18 protein-coding genes and 1 pseudogene are annotated in these 17253 nt (G+C 34.9%); 16 read left to right on the forward strand and 3 right to left on the reverse strand.

Features of this window, described 5'->3' with window-relative positions; genetic code table 11:
* Positions 1–164: 164 nt before the first annotated feature.
* The 12 genes from MHB70_RS05860 to MHB70_RS05915 all read left to right on the forward strand — a co-directional run bounded on the left by MHB70_RS05860 (position 165) and on the right by MHB70_RS05915 (position 12578).
* Positions 165–1439, forward strand: a complete 1275-nt coding sequence (locus MHB70_RS05860; RefSeq protein ID WP_002106094.1) for a Glu/Leu/Phe/Val family dehydrogenase — start codon at positions 165–167, stop codon at positions 1437–1439.
* A gap of 17 nt (positions 1440–1456) precedes the next feature.
* Positions 1457–1747 (forward strand): SAV0927 family protein, encoded by a 291-nt coding sequence (locus MHB70_RS05865; protein WP_000762558.1) that lies wholly within the window; start codon positions 1457–1459, stop codon positions 1745–1747.
* A 27-nt stretch (positions 1748–1774) separates the two neighbouring features.
* Entirely contained in the window at positions 1775–2023 is a 249-nt protein-coding gene (locus MHB70_RS05870) for a hypothetical protein (RefSeq protein WP_000291046.1), read from the forward strand.
* A gap of 144 nt (positions 2024–2167) precedes the next feature.
* The gene (locus tag MHB70_RS05875) at positions 2168–4297 is read left to right on the forward strand and encodes a sigma 54-interacting transcriptional regulator (RefSeq protein WP_061530711.1); all 2130 of its coding nucleotides are present in this window, start codon (positions 2168–2170) and stop codon (positions 4295–4297) included.
* Between the two features lie 290 nt (positions 4298–4587).
* The gene (locus tag MHB70_RS05880) at positions 4588–6081 is read left to right on the forward strand and encodes an aldehyde dehydrogenase family protein (protein WP_061530710.1); all 1494 of its coding nucleotides are present in this window, start codon (positions 4588–4590) and stop codon (positions 6079–6081) included.
* The gene (locus MHB70_RS05885) at positions 6082–7464 is read left to right on the forward strand and encodes a putrescine aminotransferase (RefSeq protein ID WP_000537092.1); all 1383 of its coding nucleotides are present in this window, start codon (positions 6082–6084) and stop codon (positions 7462–7464) included. It begins immediately after the preceding gene.
* Between the two features lie 193 nt (positions 7465–7657).
* A complete protein-coding gene (locus MHB70_RS05890) occupies positions 7658–8038 on the forward strand; it encodes a GntR family transcriptional regulator (RefSeq protein ID WP_000687520.1) in 381 nt (126 codons plus the stop codon).
* Positions 8035–8733: an ABC transporter ATP-binding protein gene (locus MHB70_RS05895; protein WP_000137719.1), complete on the forward strand. Its 699-nt coding sequence runs from the start codon at positions 8035–8037 to the stop codon at positions 8731–8733. Before MHB70_RS05890 ends, MHB70_RS05895 begins: the two co-directional genes overlap by 4 nt.
* Positions 8730–9521 (forward strand): hypothetical protein, encoded by a 792-nt coding sequence (locus MHB70_RS05900; RefSeq protein WP_001072489.1) that lies wholly within the window; start codon positions 8730–8732, stop codon positions 9519–9521. The genes MHB70_RS05895 and MHB70_RS05900 overlap by 4 nt, the downstream gene beginning before the upstream one ends.
* Positions 9522–9535: 14 nt before the next feature.
* A complete protein-coding gene (locus MHB70_RS05905) occupies positions 9536–10438 on the forward strand; it encodes an ABC transporter ATP-binding protein (protein ID WP_000528809.1) in 903 nt (300 codons plus the stop codon).
* Positions 10438–11214 (forward strand): ABC transporter permease, encoded by a 777-nt coding sequence (locus MHB70_RS05910; RefSeq protein WP_000475420.1) that lies wholly within the window; start codon positions 10438–10440, stop codon positions 11212–11214. Before MHB70_RS05905 ends, MHB70_RS05910 begins: the two co-directional genes overlap by 1 nt.
* 350 nt (positions 11215–11564) lie before the next feature.
* Entirely contained in the window at positions 11565–12578 is a 1014-nt protein-coding gene (locus MHB70_RS05915) for a CPBP family intramembrane glutamic endopeptidase (protein ID WP_001198833.1), read from the forward strand.
* A gap of 39 nt (positions 12579–12617) precedes the next feature.
* On the opposite strand, the gene MHB70_RS05920 is transcribed toward MHB70_RS05915, so the two are convergent.
* Both MHB70_RS05920 and MHB70_RS05925 read right to left on the reverse strand, forming a co-directional pair.
* Entirely contained in the window at positions 12618–12800 is a 183-nt protein-coding gene (locus MHB70_RS05920) for a DUF3913 family protein (protein ID WP_000707110.1), read from the reverse strand.
* Positions 12801–13053: 253 nt separating this feature from the next.
* Complete coding sequence (locus MHB70_RS05925; protein WP_001175506.1) at positions 13054–13506, reverse strand: Lrp/AsnC family transcriptional regulator; 453 nt, start codon at positions 13504–13506, stop codon at positions 13054–13056.
* A 126-nt stretch (positions 13507–13632) separates the two neighbouring features.
* Here MHB70_RS05925 and MHB70_RS05930 point away from each other — a divergent pair, with 126 nt between their 5' ends.
* The 3 genes and pseudogenes from MHB70_RS05930 (at position 13633) to MHB70_RS05940 (ending at position 15094) form a co-directional block, all read left to right on the forward strand.
* On the forward strand, positions 13633–14043 hold the full coding sequence (locus MHB70_RS05930; protein WP_000439734.1) for a carboxymuconolactone decarboxylase family protein: 411 nt from the start codon (positions 13633–13635) through the stop codon (positions 14041–14043).
* 10 nt (positions 14044–14053) lie between these two features.
* Positions 14054–14608 (forward strand): annotated as a pseudogene (locus MHB70_RS05935) (cysteine hydrolase family protein).
* 87 nt (positions 14609–14695) lie between these two features.
* Positions 14696–15094: an SseB family protein gene (locus tag MHB70_RS05940; protein ID WP_000435260.1), complete on the forward strand. Its 399-nt coding sequence runs from the start codon at positions 14696–14698 to the stop codon at positions 15092–15094.
* 32 nt (positions 15095–15126) lie between these two features.
* Here MHB70_RS05940 and MHB70_RS05945 read toward each other — a convergent pair whose 3' ends face one another.
* Positions 15127–16041 carry a S66 peptidase family protein gene (locus MHB70_RS05945; protein ID WP_002109548.1) on the reverse strand — a complete coding sequence of 305 codons (915 nt, stop codon included), beginning with the start codon at positions 16039–16041 and terminating at the stop codon, positions 15127–15129.
* Positions 16042–16156: 115 nt separating this feature from the next.
* On the opposite strand from MHB70_RS05945, the gene MHB70_RS05950 reads away from it, so the two are divergent.
* The gene (locus MHB70_RS05950) at positions 16157–17251 is read left to right on the forward strand and encodes an NAD(P)H-dependent flavin oxidoreductase (RefSeq protein WP_000495235.1); all 1095 of its coding nucleotides are present in this window, start codon (positions 16157–16159) and stop codon (positions 17249–17251) included.
* Positions 17252–17253 lie beyond the last annotated feature (2 nt).

Raw genomic sequence — 17253 nt, forward strand, 5'->3', positions numbered from 1 at the left:
ATCCCGATGTCTTTTGCTTTTTATATTTAATAATCATGCAGTATTGCATAAGTCATTCAAAGCATCATAAGTAGGAGGGTGACACAATATGATTACCGTAGCATTTTCACTTGGCACGATTATTGCTTTGTATAATTAGTAAAAATAAAAAGCGAGGTGTTATCGTGCCGATTCAGTCAGAAAAACATACAGGTGAGGTTGAAAATCCTTTAGAGGAATTTCAAGCTATATTAAAAGAGGCGCTTCATTTTTTACATTATCCAGACGAAGTATTTGAATTTCTGAAAAAACCAATGCGTTTTTTAGAAGTAAGTATTCCTGTTCGTATGGATGATGGAACAACAAAGGTATTTCAAGGGTATCGTGCTCAGCATAATGACGCAGCTGGGCCAACGAAAGGTGGTATTAGATTCCATCCAGATGTTACGGCAGAAGAAGTAAAAGCACTTGCTGGCTGGATGAGCTTGAAATGTGGAGTGACAGGACTGCCATATGGAGGCGCAAAGGGCGGGATTATTTGTAATCCACAGGAGATGAGTTTTAGAGAATTAGAGTCATTGAGTCGTGGGTATGTAAGGGCAGTAAGTCAAATTGTGGGACCGACGAAAGATATTCCGGCTCCTGATATGTACACAAATGCGCAAATTATGGCTTGGATGCTAGATGAATATGACCATATTAGGGAGTTTGACTCTCCAGGCTTTATAACCGGGAAGCCATTAATGCTAGGAGGATCACAAGGACGGGAAACAGCAACTTCTAAAGGTGTATTGTATACGCTTCAGTTAGTAAGTGAGTTAAAACAAATTCCACTACAAAATATGAGAGTTATTATTCAAGGATTTGGGAATGTTGGAGGGTATTTGGCGAAATATTTATATGATATTGGTGTGAAAGTAGTTGGGGTATCAGATGCTATAGGAGGAATTTATAATCCAGACGGTTTAGATGTTCCTTATTTATTAGAAAACAGAGATTCTTTCGGTGTAGTATCGAATCTCTTTAGTAAAATAATTTCTAATCAGGAGTTGTTAGAAAAAGAATGTGATGTACTCATTCCAGCGGCAATTGGGGGAGTCATTACGAAACATAATGCAGGAAAGCTTGGATGTAAGATTATCATTGAGGCTGCAAATGGTCCAACAACAAAAGAGGCGATAACGATGTTAGAAGAAAAGGGAGTTTTGGTTGTTCCAGATATTTTAGCAAACTCGGGTGGTGTTATTGTTTCTTATTTTGAATGGTGTCAAAATAATCAAGGATATTATTGGACAGAGCAATATGTTGATCAATGTTTAAAGGAGAAAATTACATCTAGTTTTTCTAACGTACTTGACACTTCAAAACACTTTGGAGTAAATATGAAAATTGCTGCTTATATTGAAGGAGTTCGTAAGATTGTAGAAGCATCGCGCCTAAGAGGTTGGTTGCATTTTTAACCTAAAGGAGGGCTCAAATGAAACTGGATATTTTATTAGAAGAAGTGGAGAGACAACCAATCGGTTATTATTGTGTTTTGTCGAAAAGTCATCGTTACGATATAGCTGTTACGTATTCACAACAGTTTCTTGGAAAAGCAATGGTTACCTCTATTCAAAATGGGAGAATGATTTTATTAAGTCAAGAAGATATTGTAGAGGAACAATATTGGGCACCGAGGTTAGGAATTGAGATTGAAGACATAGAAGAGTTTCAAAGCTTTTTTTATATGATTCTTCAGTCACAAAGGTTAGAAGAGCAATATTAATAGAATAAAAGAAGGGGATGATTGATTATGTACTATGATATTATTACGAGTCCATGCTATGGAACAATTGAAAAAGTTTCTATTGTTAAGGATTCTCGAGTTTATGAATGGGAGCCATTATTTTCGATTAAAGATATGAATGGTAAACTGGAAGTAATTAAGATGGGATGTAGCGGAGAAGTTCACTCTTTAGAAGTAGAGGCAGGAGATAAAGTAATTCCAGGTATGGTATTAGCTTATATTCAAGAAGACCTTTTCGTTAGTGGTAGTGATTAATGATAGAACAATGAGGAAGATGGAGGTGCTCATCTTCCTTTTTTTATTAAGTAAAGGAAAGAATGTTTTGTTTTCAGATTAATTAAAAAAATCTGCATTTAATGATACAATACAAATTAAGTAGCCCAAAGGAGGAATAGCAGAATGTTTTCCATTGCTCGTAATAAAATTAGACCTATTGTTTCTCTACCTATCGATCAATCCGAAAAGGAATGGAATATAGACGTTGAAAATATAAAAGAACCTTTTCTATTTTTAAAAAGGGGAGAGAAATTATTTGCATACGTTCATGTCAAGGATCTGCTATCAAACAGTAAGGACTTACATTTCAAGGCATTGCTTGCAAATGCAGTTTCGCTAGATACAATATGTTATCTTAGTAAAAATATTTCTTTAACAGCTCTGTTTCAAATTATTGGAGCGCCGATTGCGATAGTGAAAAATGAAATGGATGAGTTAATAGGATATATAAGAAGAGAAGATGTTTTTGCAGAACTATTTAAACAAGAAAATCAGAGTGTTGATATATTAAAAATTATTTTAACGTCTATTCCAATGGGGATTTTTGTAGTGGATCGTGAAAAGAAAATTGTAAATTGCAATGAATCCGGTTTGAAGATGATTAAATCTACACCTGAAAGAGTAATGAATGTACCAGCAGAACAAATTTTTAACGAAGGACATATTAATAACGTATTTGCAACGGGAAAGACAATTTTGAATCAATTACAAATCACAAATGAGATGGGTGTATTAGTTGACTATAGTCCCATTCCAAACTTTGATGGAAATATTGAAGGAATGGTTATTATCGTACAAGATTTGCCGATGGTTGAGGACATGGCAATGGAAATTGAATATATAAAGGATTTAAACAAAGATTTGCATGCAATTTTGTCTAGTATTTATGATGAAATATTAGTTGTTAATCATAAAGGGGAATTAATTCGTTACAGTGAAACCGTTATTAATGATTTTTGGGGGAGTAATTTGAAGGATCTTTTAGGTAAAAACCTTTTAGACTTAGAACAGAAAGGGTTATTTAGTCCATCTGTTACGCGATTAGTATTGGAGCAACAAAAAAAGGTATCAGTTGTACAAGAAACAAAAAGTGGAAGAAAAATATTGGCAGTTGGAAATCCTGTATTTGATGAAAACGGAGAGCTTCATCGTATTATTATTGCTTCAAGAGATATTACAGAAGCTACGAGATTAAAGACGGAATTACATGAAATAAAGAGAATATCAGAGCAATATAAGAAGGAATTAGATGATTTTAAAAATAAAGATCGTTTTCTTAAGAAACTTATTTACTGTAGTCCGAAAATGGAGCATATTATAAACCAAGCTAAAAAAATAGCAGATTTCTCTTCCAATGTTCTTATTTCCGGAGAATCGGGCGTCGGGAAGGAAGTAATTGCTCAAGCAATTCATCAACTTGGAAAGCGATCTGCAAAGCCATTTTTAAAATTAAATTGTGGTGCAATTCCAGAAACTTTGTTAGAAAGTGAACTATTTGGTTATACGAAAGGTGCTTTTACAGGAGCAGATAAAAATGGAAAAGAAGGATATTTCAAGCGAGCTGATCAAGGTATTTTATTTTTAGATGAAATTGGAGAAATGCCTCTACATTTGCAGGTGAAATTGCTTAGGGTCCTGCAGGAACAAGAAGTAATTCCTATTGGAAGTACAATACCTACGAAAATAAATGTACAAATTATTGCCGCTACAAATAAAAGTCTGGAAAAGATGGTAGAGGCAGGAACGTTCCGTGAAGATTTATTTTATCGCTTAAATGTAATTCCATTGCAAGTGCCTCCTCTACGAGAACGAATGGAAGATGTCCCAGTACTCGCTTTTCATTTTTTACAACAGTTAAATGAAAAATATAATAAAAACTATCATTTAACTCCGGATGCACTTAACTTACTAGAGTTTTATTCATGGCCAGGAAATGTACGTGAATTACAAAATATGATTGAACGTTTAGTAGTATCAGCAGACGATCCAGTAATTGAAGCTGAGTTTGTTAGTAAGTTTTTAACCCCCGGTTATGACTTTAAAAAATCAAAACCAGTTATTACGAGAGTATTACCGTTACAAGAAGCACTACATTCTGTAGAAGAACAATTGATTTTACTTGCAATGAAGCAGTATAAAACAACGACTAAGGCAGCAAAAGCTCTTGGCATTAGCCAATCTTCAGTGAGTCGAAAATATCAAAGGATTGTCAGTGAAAAAGGAATGCCAACTGATATAATCTCGTATTCCTAAAAAAGGAGAAGGTCACATAGACCTCTCCTTTTTTGTTAGTTTAGCGAGTTTTCCACTATTCGTGGGTGGCAAGTACTATCATCTCACATTTCAGCAAAATGAAAGATGGTAATGGTACTGATATACGTTTTGTTTTATGCAAAATGGAATAGTGTATGCAACAACGCATATTTCTTTTTTATTACACGTAAGAATATAGTTAGTTTTTATAGGATTCCTTTGTGTTTTAAATGTTGGCATGAAACTTGCTTATAAATATATAAACGATCAATAAAGGAGGATTCAATATAGTGCTAGATTTAAAAATGTATGTAAACGGTGAATGGAGAGAGTCTAGTAATCAAGAAAAAAGAACAATAATTAACCCTGCGAATGGCAAGGGTATAGCATATGCACCTGAGGGAACAATTGAGGATACAAAATACGCGATCGAAGTGGCAAGAGCGACTTTCGATAGTGGAATTTGGTCAGAAACATCCACTGCTGAAAGGGCGTCATATTTATTTAAAATAGCAGATGAAATTGATAAAAATATGGAAGAGTTAGTGTATCTTGAAACAATGGATAATGGAAAAACATACCGTGAGGCAGAAGGAGATATTGGAGATGCAGCGGCTTGTTTTCGCTATTATGCTGGATTGATTACAAAGCCAGATGGGCAAACATATCATGTAGCCGATCCAATGCAAGCAATGGTTGTAAGAGAGCCAGTTGGTGTTTGTGGATTAATTGTTCCATGGAATTATCCGCTATTGATGAGTGTATGGAAAATTGCACCTGCTTTAGCAGCTGGAAATACAATTGTGTTTAAACCTTCTGAAGTGACACCAATTACTGCGACAAAGCTATTTGAAATCCTTGAAAAAGTAGGGCTACCAAAAGGTGTTGCTAATATGGTAATGGGGGCCGGCCCAATAGTAGGAAATGAAATTGCAGCGAGTAGTAAGGTGGATATGATTTCCTTTACAGGTGGAACAAAAACAGGTAAGCACATTATGAGAACGGCAGCAGATAATATGAAAAAGATTTCCCTAGAACTTGGAGGCAAATCACCGAATATTATTTTTGCAGATGCAGATTTTGAAACAGCTATTGATTATGCACTATTTGGTATTTATGCAGGTAGCGGACAAGTATGTTCAGCAGGATCGAGAATCCTTGTTGAAGAAAGCGTTTACGATAAATTTATTAATAGTTTTGTGGAGCGAGCGCAGCAAATTAACGTTGGGCCTGGTGATAATCCTGAATCAGAAATGGGACCACTTGTAAGTCAAGAACATATGAAAAAAGTATTACGCTACATTGAAATTGGGAAAGACGAAGGCGCAGACATCGCTTGTGGAGGTAAGCGAATACTGACTGGTGGAAAAAGTGAAGGTTTCTTTATTGAACCAACGGTCTTTGTCAATGTAAAACCCGATATGCGCATTGTACAGGAAGAAATTTTCGGTCCTGTTGTAGTAATTCAAAAGTTTAAAAATGAACAGGAAGCAATTGAGTTAGCAAATGGTACAGATTATGGCTTAGCTGGAGGGGTATTTACAGTTGATGGTGCGAAAGCAATGCGTGTAATTCGCAAGCTTCGCGCAGGAATTACGTGGATTAACAGCTATCATCCAACATACAATGAGGCACCTTGGGGTGGATATAAGCAAAGTGGTATAGGTCGTAGTCTAGGAACGTTTGGTTTAGAGGAATTTCAAGAAATTAAGCAGATTAATATAAATCTAGAAGTAGAACCTATTGGTTGGTTTGCAAATAAAAAGAATATAGGAGTGAAATAAATGGGAACGAACGTGGAAAATAAATTGAATGAACAAGATGTAAAAGGTTCAAATGTAAATGAGTATATTACGAAAGTACTACAGTTAATTGAAAAAGAAAAAGTTTCTGAAGAAGAAGCAAACTGGATTCAAAAAGAAACAGTAGATGGATTTAGAGAGCATGTGAATCCTGGTTTTCTAGCATATAGAAAAACAGTAACAAAGGATGGACAATTTGCGGCAGTAGAATGGTCTGATGAAGGATCTTGTTTTATGGATATTAATGGTAAAAAATATATTGACTGTTTAGGTGGATTCGGAATTTACAATGTTGGTCACCGTAATCCGAAAGTAGTAAAAGCTGTGACAGATCAACTAAAGCGTCAAGCATTACACAGTCAAGATTTACTAGATCCACTTCGAGCGATTCTTGCAAAGATTTTAGCGGATATTACACCTGGTGATTTGAAATATGCCTTCTTCACAAATAGTGGAACTGAAAGTGTAGAGGCAGCATTAAAACTAGCAAAAATGTATAGTGAACGAACAACTTTCATTTCTACAACTCGTGCTTTCCATGGTAAGAGCCTTGGTGCTTTATCTGGGACGGCAAAAGGAATGTTCCGCAAGCCATTTTTGCCATTAATTCCGGGTTTCCGTCATGTCCCATTTGGCGATATTGATATGATGAGAAAAACATTTGAGACATGCGCATTAGTGGGAGAAGATGTTGCAGCAGTTATTTTAGAACCAATTCAAGGAGAGGGCGGTATTATTTTACCTCCAGAAAATTATTTGAAACAAGTACGAGAGCTTTGTGATGAGTTTGGATCACTCCTTATTTTCGATGAAGTACAAACTGGAATGGGACGTACAGGGAAAATGTTTGCAGCGGAATTATATGATGTTGTGCCGGATATTATTTGTCTGGCGAAGGCATTTGGTGGAGGCGTCATGCCAGCAGGAGCTATCGTTGCGAAAGAAAAAGTATTCCAAAGTTGGTTTGAAAATCCATTTATGCATACAACAACATTTGGAGGGAATCCGCTGGCATGTGCGGCTGCAATTGCAACAATCCATGTATTATTGGAAGAGAAATTACCAGAACGTGCTGCTGAAGTTGGGGCGTATTTCTTAAATGGATTGAAACAAGCAGCAGAAGGGCACGAGGATAAAATCTTTGAAATTCGTGGTCAAGGTTTAATGATTGGTATTGAATTCCATAAAGACGAGATTGGTTACGAAGTGTCAAAGGCAATGTTTGATCAAGGTATTCTCGTTGCTGGAACGTTAATTAACTCAAAAACAATTCGTATCGAACCATCTCTTACAATTAGTTATGAAGAGGTAGATACAGTTATTAATACGTTTAAATCTGTACTAGCGCAAGTAAAAGGAAAGTAATTTTTGTATAAAATTATATACGGATTCAAACTAGTAAAACTATCATATTTTTTACTGTACTAGTTTTGATTGCAAGGAGGCAGTGTAACGAAAGTTGCACTGCCTTTTTATTACATTTTATTTGTAAGTATTTACATATACTCTGTCTTAGTGTACTATTTAACTAGTACACTAAGACAGAAGGAGGGAAGAAATGAAAATAGAATTTTCTCCAAATACACCCATTTACATTCAGGTAATGGAATACATAAAAAAAGAAATTGTAGTTGGGCATTTATCGCCTGGTGATAAAATTCCCTCTGTACGTGAATTAGCGAGTGAATTACAAGTAAATCCAAATACAATTCAACGAACATTTCAAGAATTGGAACGGGATGGTGTTGTTGTAACGCGTAGAGGAATGGGACGATATGTAACGAATGAAGGGGAGAAAATTATGGAGCTGCGCAAAGATATGGCGAAAGAATTACTTCATTCTTTTATAGATGGAATGGATAACTTAGGGTTTTCAGAAGACGAAATCCTTTCAATTCTTCGTTCTTCCTTACATGAGAAGAGGGAGGAGAGCGAATGACAGAACTATTAAAAATAGAAAACTTATGGAAGAGATACGGGTTAAAAGCAGTGATTCGTGAATTAAACATAGAGATTACGGAAGGAAAAATTATAGGGCTTGTTGGAGATAACGGGAGCGGGAAAACGACGTTATTGAAAATGATTGCAGGTTTGCAGCACCCTTCTGAAGGTAGCATTACAATTAACGGTAAAAAAGTTGGGTTAGAGACGAAAGAAATTGTTTCATTTATGTCCGATAAGCCAGTCTTTGATGATTGGATGACTATAAAAGATGCTTTATTTTTCTATCGAGATTTTTATAAAGACTTCGATATTCAAAAAGCGGTAGATACGATTGCGGAATTTAAAATACCGTTAGAAGAAAAAATTAAAGCATTGTCAAAAGGGATGATTGAGAAGCTACAAATCATTTTAACATTTTCTCGAAAAGCGAAGTTATACGTACTGGATGAACCGCTTGGCGGGATAGATCTCGTTTCTAGGGAACATGTACTTGAGCTAATCCTTAAATTTTATCGTGAAGATTGTACGTTGCTTATATCGACTCATTTAATAAGAGAAATCGAAAATATATTTGATGAAGTAATCTTTTTGAAAGATGGAGAAATAATATTGCATGAAAATGTGGAAGAACTACGATTTCAAAAAGGGAAAGCAGTACATGAGCTGTTTAAGGAGGCCTATGAGAAATGAATCAGCTTTTTCGTTATTTGTATAATTGTAATAAGAGAAAGATAGCCATTATTTACTTCGGATTTATTACAGTTTCATTAATTCTTTTATTTAATATGAAAGGAGTTTCAGGAGCTAGAATTTCAGGTAGGCAAGATATAATCATTATTATATTTTTTATCGTACTAGGTATAAATGGATTTGCAATTTTTCTAACAGGTATATCGTCTTTTCGAAAAATGCTAAAAAACTCTATGCTACGTTGTACTTCTATTTCAGCACAAAAGTATATAAGTGCAAATGTTTTATTTTCTGTACTACTCTTTATGATTTTACTAGGAATAGGAATCATTTTTCTATACTATTTTTCTTTAAATATTTACAATGGAAAAACAAATTTAGGTGTTCAGCAAGCGATCCACAGTTTATATGATTATGGAATATTCCATCATATGTTATCTATTTTCTTATGGGGACTAGATTTTGTTAATATGCTAGTTTCAGTTTATTTAATTATAGTAATTGTGAAGCTATTCAATGTGAAATCATCGATGAGTAAGATTGTTTGCGTAGTCTTATTCTTCATTTTTATCGCATTTAATGGGGGAATAACGTATATCTTTCAGCAAATAGAAAAGTATGTGTTTGCCATAAATAATATTGGATTTATAGATCAAAATGGCTTTTTAAATACATCATTCTATTCTGGTACAGATATTACAGTTTTAAATCTATGTTTTAATTGTTTATTAACAATTATATTACTAGTCATTACAGGTCGCATAATCGACAAAAAACTAGAAGTCTAAAGGAGGAATCGGCATTGGGAAATGTAGTAGTAAAATTAGAAAATGTTCGAAAAAAGATTGGTAGAACAGAAATCATTCGAGGTTTATCATTTGAGGTGCGAGAAGGGGAAGTGTACGGATTCCTTGGACCGAACGGTAGTGGTAAGACGACGACAATTCGTATGATGACAGGTCTTATTTCTATGACGGAAGGCGATATTACAATTTGTGGTCATAGCATTCGCACGGAACGTGAAAAGGCGTTAGAGCAAATTGGAGCGATTGTAGAAAATCCGGAACTATATGATTATATGACTGGTATGCAAAACTTAAAGCATTTTGCGAACATGGCAATTACACCTATTAATAAAGAGCGCATCGCTGAAATTGTAAAGCTTGTTGAATTAGAGCATGCAATTCATAAAAAGGTAAAAACATACTCACTTGGTATGAAACAACGTTTAGGAATTGCGCAGGCGTTACTTCATCAGCCGAAAATATTAATTTTAGATGAACCGACAAATGGATTAGATCCAGCTGGTATTCGCCAAATTCGTGATTATTTACAACGACTAGCGAAAGAAGAGAATATCGCGGTAATCGTATCGAGTCACTTATTAAGTGAAATTGAATTAATGTGTGATCGCGTCGTAATTATTAAACAAGGTGAGTTTGTACAAGAGTACAACTTACATGAACAAGCGAAACATGATGAGACAGTAGTAGTAGCGTTTGAAGTAGATGAAGTTCAGAAAGCGAATGAAATTATTAAAGGTAAAGCACAGGAGAATGTAATTGTGGCATCTGTAACAAAAGAGAGAATTCCACAGCTTGTAAAAAAACTTGTGCATGCTGATGTGCTTGTATATGGTGTTACCGTTCAAAATAAAACGTTAGAGGATGAATTCTTAGCGATTACTGGGGGAGTGAAAGCGTAATGTTTAAATTAATTCAAAATGAATTTTTAAAGTTACATGCGAAAAAAGGTATGTATATTTTAATCGGTGTCATTGCGGCACTCGAAATTTTAGGGAATTTAGCAATGATGAAGTGGGGAAAAGGTGATGAGTTTAAGGGGTCGTATTTAGATTATGCAAACTCAGAGATTGGTTTAATCGTTTTATTCGCAACAATTTTTGGGATCACACTTGCAGCCCGTACTCTTACTGATGAGTTCCAAAAAGGTACAATTAAACAATTGTTAATTCGTCCAAGAAAACGACTTACAGTTTTATTTTCTAAATATATTACTGTGTTATTAGCGATGCTATTTATCATATTTGCTGGTATGTTCATTGCAACGATTATTGGTGGTATTGTAATGGATGGTAGTAAAACAGATTTAACGTTAGGAATTGTTTTAAAAACGATGTTATATCAGCTTGTATCACCATTTTTCTTTGCAACACTTGCCTTTTTCTTAGCAAATGTATTTAGAAAATCCGTATTGCCATTAATTATTACGTTGTTCTTATATTTCTTGCAAGGAGCAATTACTATTGCACTAATGATGTTTGCAAAAGGTGTAGCGAAGTTTGTAGTATTCTTCCATTTAGATTTAAGAGCTTACGACAGTAATAAATTGGTAAGCGGTGGAATGGAGCCACCATTTGCAGAATTTACGTTTACAACTTCATTATTACTTTTAGCTGCATATTTTGCTGTATTACTTGTAGCATCAAGTGCATTATTCCAAAAACGTGACGTATTGTAATAAAAATCCCCGTTTGTAAAAACGGGGATTTTTATTACATAGTTTTTTACATTTCTAGTATTCTGTATTGTTAATTTGAGATGCTGTTAGCGATAGAATACCGGATCTTCTCCAGCTATTTAAGTACAGCAAATGTAAGTTGTAACGAAGTTGAAGAACTGTGATATGGTATATCCAATAAATTCGTTATTATATATGTTAAGAGATACGTTGCTCGAAAGTATTTGAGAAAAACAGGAAGATTTTCAACTATGTTCATATTATAATATAGTTATCCTGCTATTTGTAGGAGAAGGGTTCCCTATAACTGATTAAAGTTTTACTTTAACAATCTTTGGAGGTGTGCAATATTGCAATATGCATTTTCACGTATAAGACTACGTAGCTTTTTTGGATGGATGATGATAGGGTTGTTTCTTACGATGATTCCATTAGGTTTATCAAATGTTTCTGATAGCACGTTAGAGGTTATTTCACAAATAACTGTATTTTTTGTATTTCCGTTATTTTGGTTGTACGTAAAAGCGAATAAAAATAATGTTGTTTTTAAAAGTTTCTTTGATAAGCCAGGACGTTTACCGTGGGGACTCATTTTATTAGCAACGATAATGGGAATGATTTTTTCAGTCGGTATATCTCATATTCAATTTTACATATTAGCACATACGTTACCGAATTTCTTAGTTACCATGTTAGAAGATGGAACTGTTATTAATACGAGTAACATATATATGACGATATTTACTTTCATTTCAGCATGTGTATTAGCACCTATTATGGAAGAGATTATTTTTAGGGGATTCTTTTTACAGCGAATGGCTTATAAATGGGGGATTAAAAAAGCTGTAATTATATCTTCACTTATTTTTGGTTTAGGACACTTTGATGTTATTGGTGCTTTCATGTTTGGTGTTGTTATGTGCCTTTTATACATAAAAACGAAAAATATATGGACGAATATTGCTGTGCATGCTCTTAATAATTTAATTGCGACAAGTATGCAATTTGTCGGTGGAGAAGAAGATACTGCAATCTCAATTCCTGAATTACAAGCACAAAGTAATTTATGGATTGGTATCGGTCTTACAGTTGTTGGGTTACTTTGGTTAATTCCTTATGTTTGGAAACAATGGCGTACAGTAAAAGAAGTGGGTGTGCCACCAGTGCGCTTCATAAATGAAGAAAAGGTAGTGAATGCATCACAAGAAAATGAATTGTATAGTCAAGTGATCGTAACAGATAGATTGATGGCTGTAGAACTACCAGATGAAGCGGTAAATAAGCTTCGGTTAGAAGAAAATGATTATGTAACAGTTTCTGTAGAAGAAGATAAAATCGTTATAAAAAAAGCACATGATAGATAATTAAAAAACATCTCTCCTGTATAAAAGGAGAGATGTTTTTTAATTCGTAATAATTTCTACACGAAAATTATTACCGTTCTTTACATATTTAATATCTGTAACAGTGCGGACAGTTTTTAAAAGCTCCACTTTTTCACCAATTCGAGGGATCGTCGGAACATTGTCCCAAATACCAAGCAAGTCATCTAATTGTGCTGTTTTTTCATAAAACCAGATTTTCAATGTAAAGCCCCTTTCTCGAACTTTATGTATTTTAATACATAATATATTATTTTTATTCTTTTTGTAAGGGGTTTTTAGATTTTTTGTGAATAAAGTGAAACTTTAATGAGTTGGAGTTTTATTCATCCTCACCGATTATTAACCTTCACCAATTGGGCGTTTACGGGTAGCCAGACTCCCTATTAACTTTTTGGCTGCAACTGAATTTTGAGGTGGGAGTTTTACTGCCAACAAATAGCGTGATAAAAATAAATTAATTTTCTGGGAAGATATGCTCAATGTCTGGAGTAAGAGATACTTCTGATAATACGATATGAGAAACTGTCGTTGCATATGAAGAAACATCATTGATAAATTCTTCAAGTTCAACGAGTGAAGGAACAGAAATTTTTACAATGTAGCATAAGCTTCCTGTTACTCGGTAACAAAAACTTGCAGATGGATAAGATTGGATAAACTGTTGCATACGTGTTGTATCACCATTTTTTAAAGTGATTTCTAAAATACAATCTAAAACAAGTCCTGCTTTTTTATAATCAATATCGATTGTGTATTTTTGAATAATTCCTTCACTTTCAAGTTTACGAACACGTTCTGTAGTAGACGGAGCGGATAAGTTTACTCGCTTTGCTAATTCGCGCATGGAAAGGCGACTATCATTATATAATTCATTTAAAATCTTTCGATCAACACGGTCTAGTTGCATTTGTAAATATACCTCCAGCAAAATGATAATTTTTGTAAAGAAAAAATATGAATTAAGATTCATATGAAATGTAAAGTGAACTTCATTTATTTTACAATAAAATAGAAGGAAATAGGAGGGGAAATGATGGAGAGAATTTCATTATCAAATGTAGGAGATACAAAGTTTCAAAAGTTATTAGGCCATAATCCAGATATATTACATTCGTGGAGTACGTTAGAGGATACACTGTACAATAAAGGAACACTTTCAGCAGAGTTGAAGGAGCAAGTGAGAAGAACATTAGCGTATGGGAATGAATGTCCGTATTGCATGGCAAAGGGAAGACCTGATGATGTGCAAAAGGCAGAGAAGATTAGTGTAGCCGTTACTTTTGCGCATACATTTGTTCATGATCGAAAGGCGATAGATGATAATATGTTTCATGTATTAAAACAATATTGGACGGAAAAAGAAATTGTAGAACTTTGTGCTTATATTTGTTTTATTACTGCGTCGCAGCAATTTGGTTTTGTATTTCAACTACAACCAAATTAAGGAGAAAATGATGATTAATCAAATAGCACTTATCATAATTGATGTACAAAAGGCGTTTCAATTACCATACTGGGGGGAGCGAAATAATCTTTTTGCTGAAGAAAATATGAAAAGTTTATTAGAAGAATGGAGAAGAAGGAAGCGACCAGTTTTTCATATTCAACATGTAAATAAAGAAAATGTTCAGTCGATGTTTTATCAACAAGCAGAAACAGTAAACTTTAAAGAAGAAGTGAAACCACTGCGAGATGAAATAATTATCCAGTAATCCGTTAATAGCGCGTTCATTGGGACAAATTTAGAAGAACAATTAAGAGAGAAAAAATGTAATACGGTAGTGATTGTAGGATTAACAACAAATCATTGTGTGGAGACTACAACACGGATGGCAGGTAATTTAGGATTTACAACGTATTTAGTGAGCGATGCGACGGCTACATTCAATCGGAAAGGTCTGGACGGGGCAGAGTATAGTGCAGAGGACATTCACAATATGACACTTGTAAACTTACATGATGAATTTGCTAAAATCGTTACGACTGAAGATATCTTAAAATTATTTTAAGAAAATAATTACGGAATTATGTAGAAAAAAATAAGAATATTTCGTATAATCTAAGTATAATCATTTTGAAAATAGGGGTGGCATCATATGGAGCAAATTTCAGTAAAGAAAATAGAAAAAGTACTCGTTTTAGCAGGTGAGGATAAACAAAAGCAAAAGGAATTTTATGAATTGCTCTTATCAACGGAGTTTTATGTTGCTGGTTCACTTGAAGCAGAAGACGGGGCAACGGAAGGAACACTTCGTTTGCGTCATTTCCAAGGAGAGGGTAGATGGATCGTTCCGTTCTTTACACAATTGAAATTTGTAAAAGATGTGTTGCCAGAAGGTACACCCCTTATTACGATACGTGGAAAAGAATTATTTGGTGGCATTGAGAAGGATGCAACAGCTGTATTAAATGTTGGTACTGATATAAGTAAAACATTTATTCCGGAAGAAATTGCAGATATCGCATCTGGACGAATTTTTAATTATTATAAGTAAAAGGAAAAGCTTAATCGCTTTTCCTTTTTAATTTAAACATGGAGTGCTACGCCTGAAGAAATAGAGAGTGTTTTATTATTTGTATTTATTGTTGCTGTAGCTCCAAGGGGAATACCGATATTTGGATTTATATGTCCAATCGGTAAACCGAATAGGACAGGTATATCATATGGCATGAAATATTCATATAATATTGTTTGCAATGATGGAGATGGTTTAGAAGGGGTGCAATCATGACAACTTGAAAAAATAACGCCATTGCATTCATTAAACTTTCCAGATAAAAGTAGTTGATTTAACATACGATCGATGCGGTACGGTTCTTCCCCGATATCTTCAAGCAATAAAAGTGTATTGGCTGTACTTATTTCATAGGGTGAACCAATTACACTCGTTAAAACAGCTAAATTCCCTCCAACTAATGTACCGGTAGCTGTACAGGCTGAGCTAGGTACGATACATTCTGATGCAGATAAGATAGAAGAATACGGGTGGAAGAGCTGATTGAAAGAAGATAAAGAGAGAGAATCTATACCTTTGCCTACTTCTTCAATCATCGGACCATGAAACGTAACAAGCTTTGCATAACGTGAAAAAGCAGTATGTAAAGCTGTAATATCGCTGTATCCCCAAAAAATTTTTGGATTTTGTTGAATGATTTCATATTGAATGTGAGGGAGAAGACGAGCGCTTCCGTAACCACCTCGTGCACAGAAAATTGCTTTTACTTCATTATTTGTAAAGGCTTCATGTATATCATCAAGACGAACTTGGTCACTTCCAGCTAAATACCCATACTTTTCATAAATACTCTTCCCAATTATTACGGATAATCCCATCTCTTGTAATACATTTACACCTTTTAATACACTTTCAATTGTAGGTGGACCAGACGGTGCAATAATCATTACTGTATCACCATGTTTTAACGCATTTGGATAAATCATTGTTTTCAGCCTCCTTCTCTTTCAATATATTCGCTTCATATGAAGTTCAACCCTTGTAAAAGAAGGGGAAAGCTTGTCAAATAAAGAAGATATAAGGGGGATAGGAGGGGAAATGATGTTCACAAGTCGAGTAATAGACATATTGCAAATTAAGTATCCCATCATTCAAGCAGGTATGGCGGGTGCCATTACAACGCCAGAACTTGTTGCAGCTGTAAGTAATAGCGGAGGATTAGGAACGCTTGGAGCAGGCTATATGAGCCCAGAACAAATTCGTAAAGCGATTTATAAAATAAGGGAACTAACAAATAAGCCTTTCGGTGTTAATTTACTGTTAACGAAAGAGGTGCAGATAGAAAAAGAGAAGATAAATGAGGCGAAAGTCTTACTTAATGGAGTGAATAGAGAGTTAGGTATTGAGGAAGAGGATGTAGTAAATCTTCCAAAAAGTTATAAAGAACAATTACAAGTGTTAGCAGAAGAAAAGGTACCGGTCGTTAGCTTTGCATTCCAAACGTTAGAACAAGAAGAAATAGATGAATTAAAAAGAAGAGGAATAAAAGTCATCGGAACAGCGACTCATGTAGCAGAAGCGAGAGCACTTGCCGAGCTAGGAGTAGATATTATCGCCGGGCAAGGTAGCGAAGCAGGAGGTCATAGAGGAACGTTTATCGGGAAAGAACAAGATGCAATGATTGGTACGTTTGCGTTAATTCCGCAGTTAGTAGCGGCAGTTCCGCATATCCCAATTGTTGCAGCAGGTGGTGTAATGAACGGACAAGGGCTTGTTGCGGCATTTGCGTTAGGGGCAGAAGCTGTTCAAATGGGATCAGCTTTTTTAACGAGTGAAGAAAGTATTACACATGACGTATATAAAGAGGCTGTATTAAAAAGTACAGATACGAGTACAATTGTAACTCGTGCGTTTTCCGGGAAATATGCACGGGGTATTCGTAATGAATTTATAGAGAGACACGAAGGAAAAGAAGAAGGGCTTCCGATGTATCCAGTGCAAAACGTATTAACTTCTAAAATACGCCAAGAAGCAGCGACGCAAAACAAGGGAGAATATATGTCACTTTGGGCGGGACAAGCATCGGCATTAGCAAGAATTGAGCCAGCTCAGCACGTAGTGGAGCGGGTCGTGAAAGAAGCAGAGGATGTAATGGAACAATTACAAAATGTATATAGAAAAAGACCACTTGAATAATT

Origin of the sequence: Bacillus sp. FSL M7-1020 (assembly GCF_038050415.1) — a bacterium.
Classification (GTDB): domain Bacteria; phylum Bacillota; class Bacilli; order Bacillales; family Bacillaceae_G; genus Bacillus_A; species Bacillus_A toyonensis.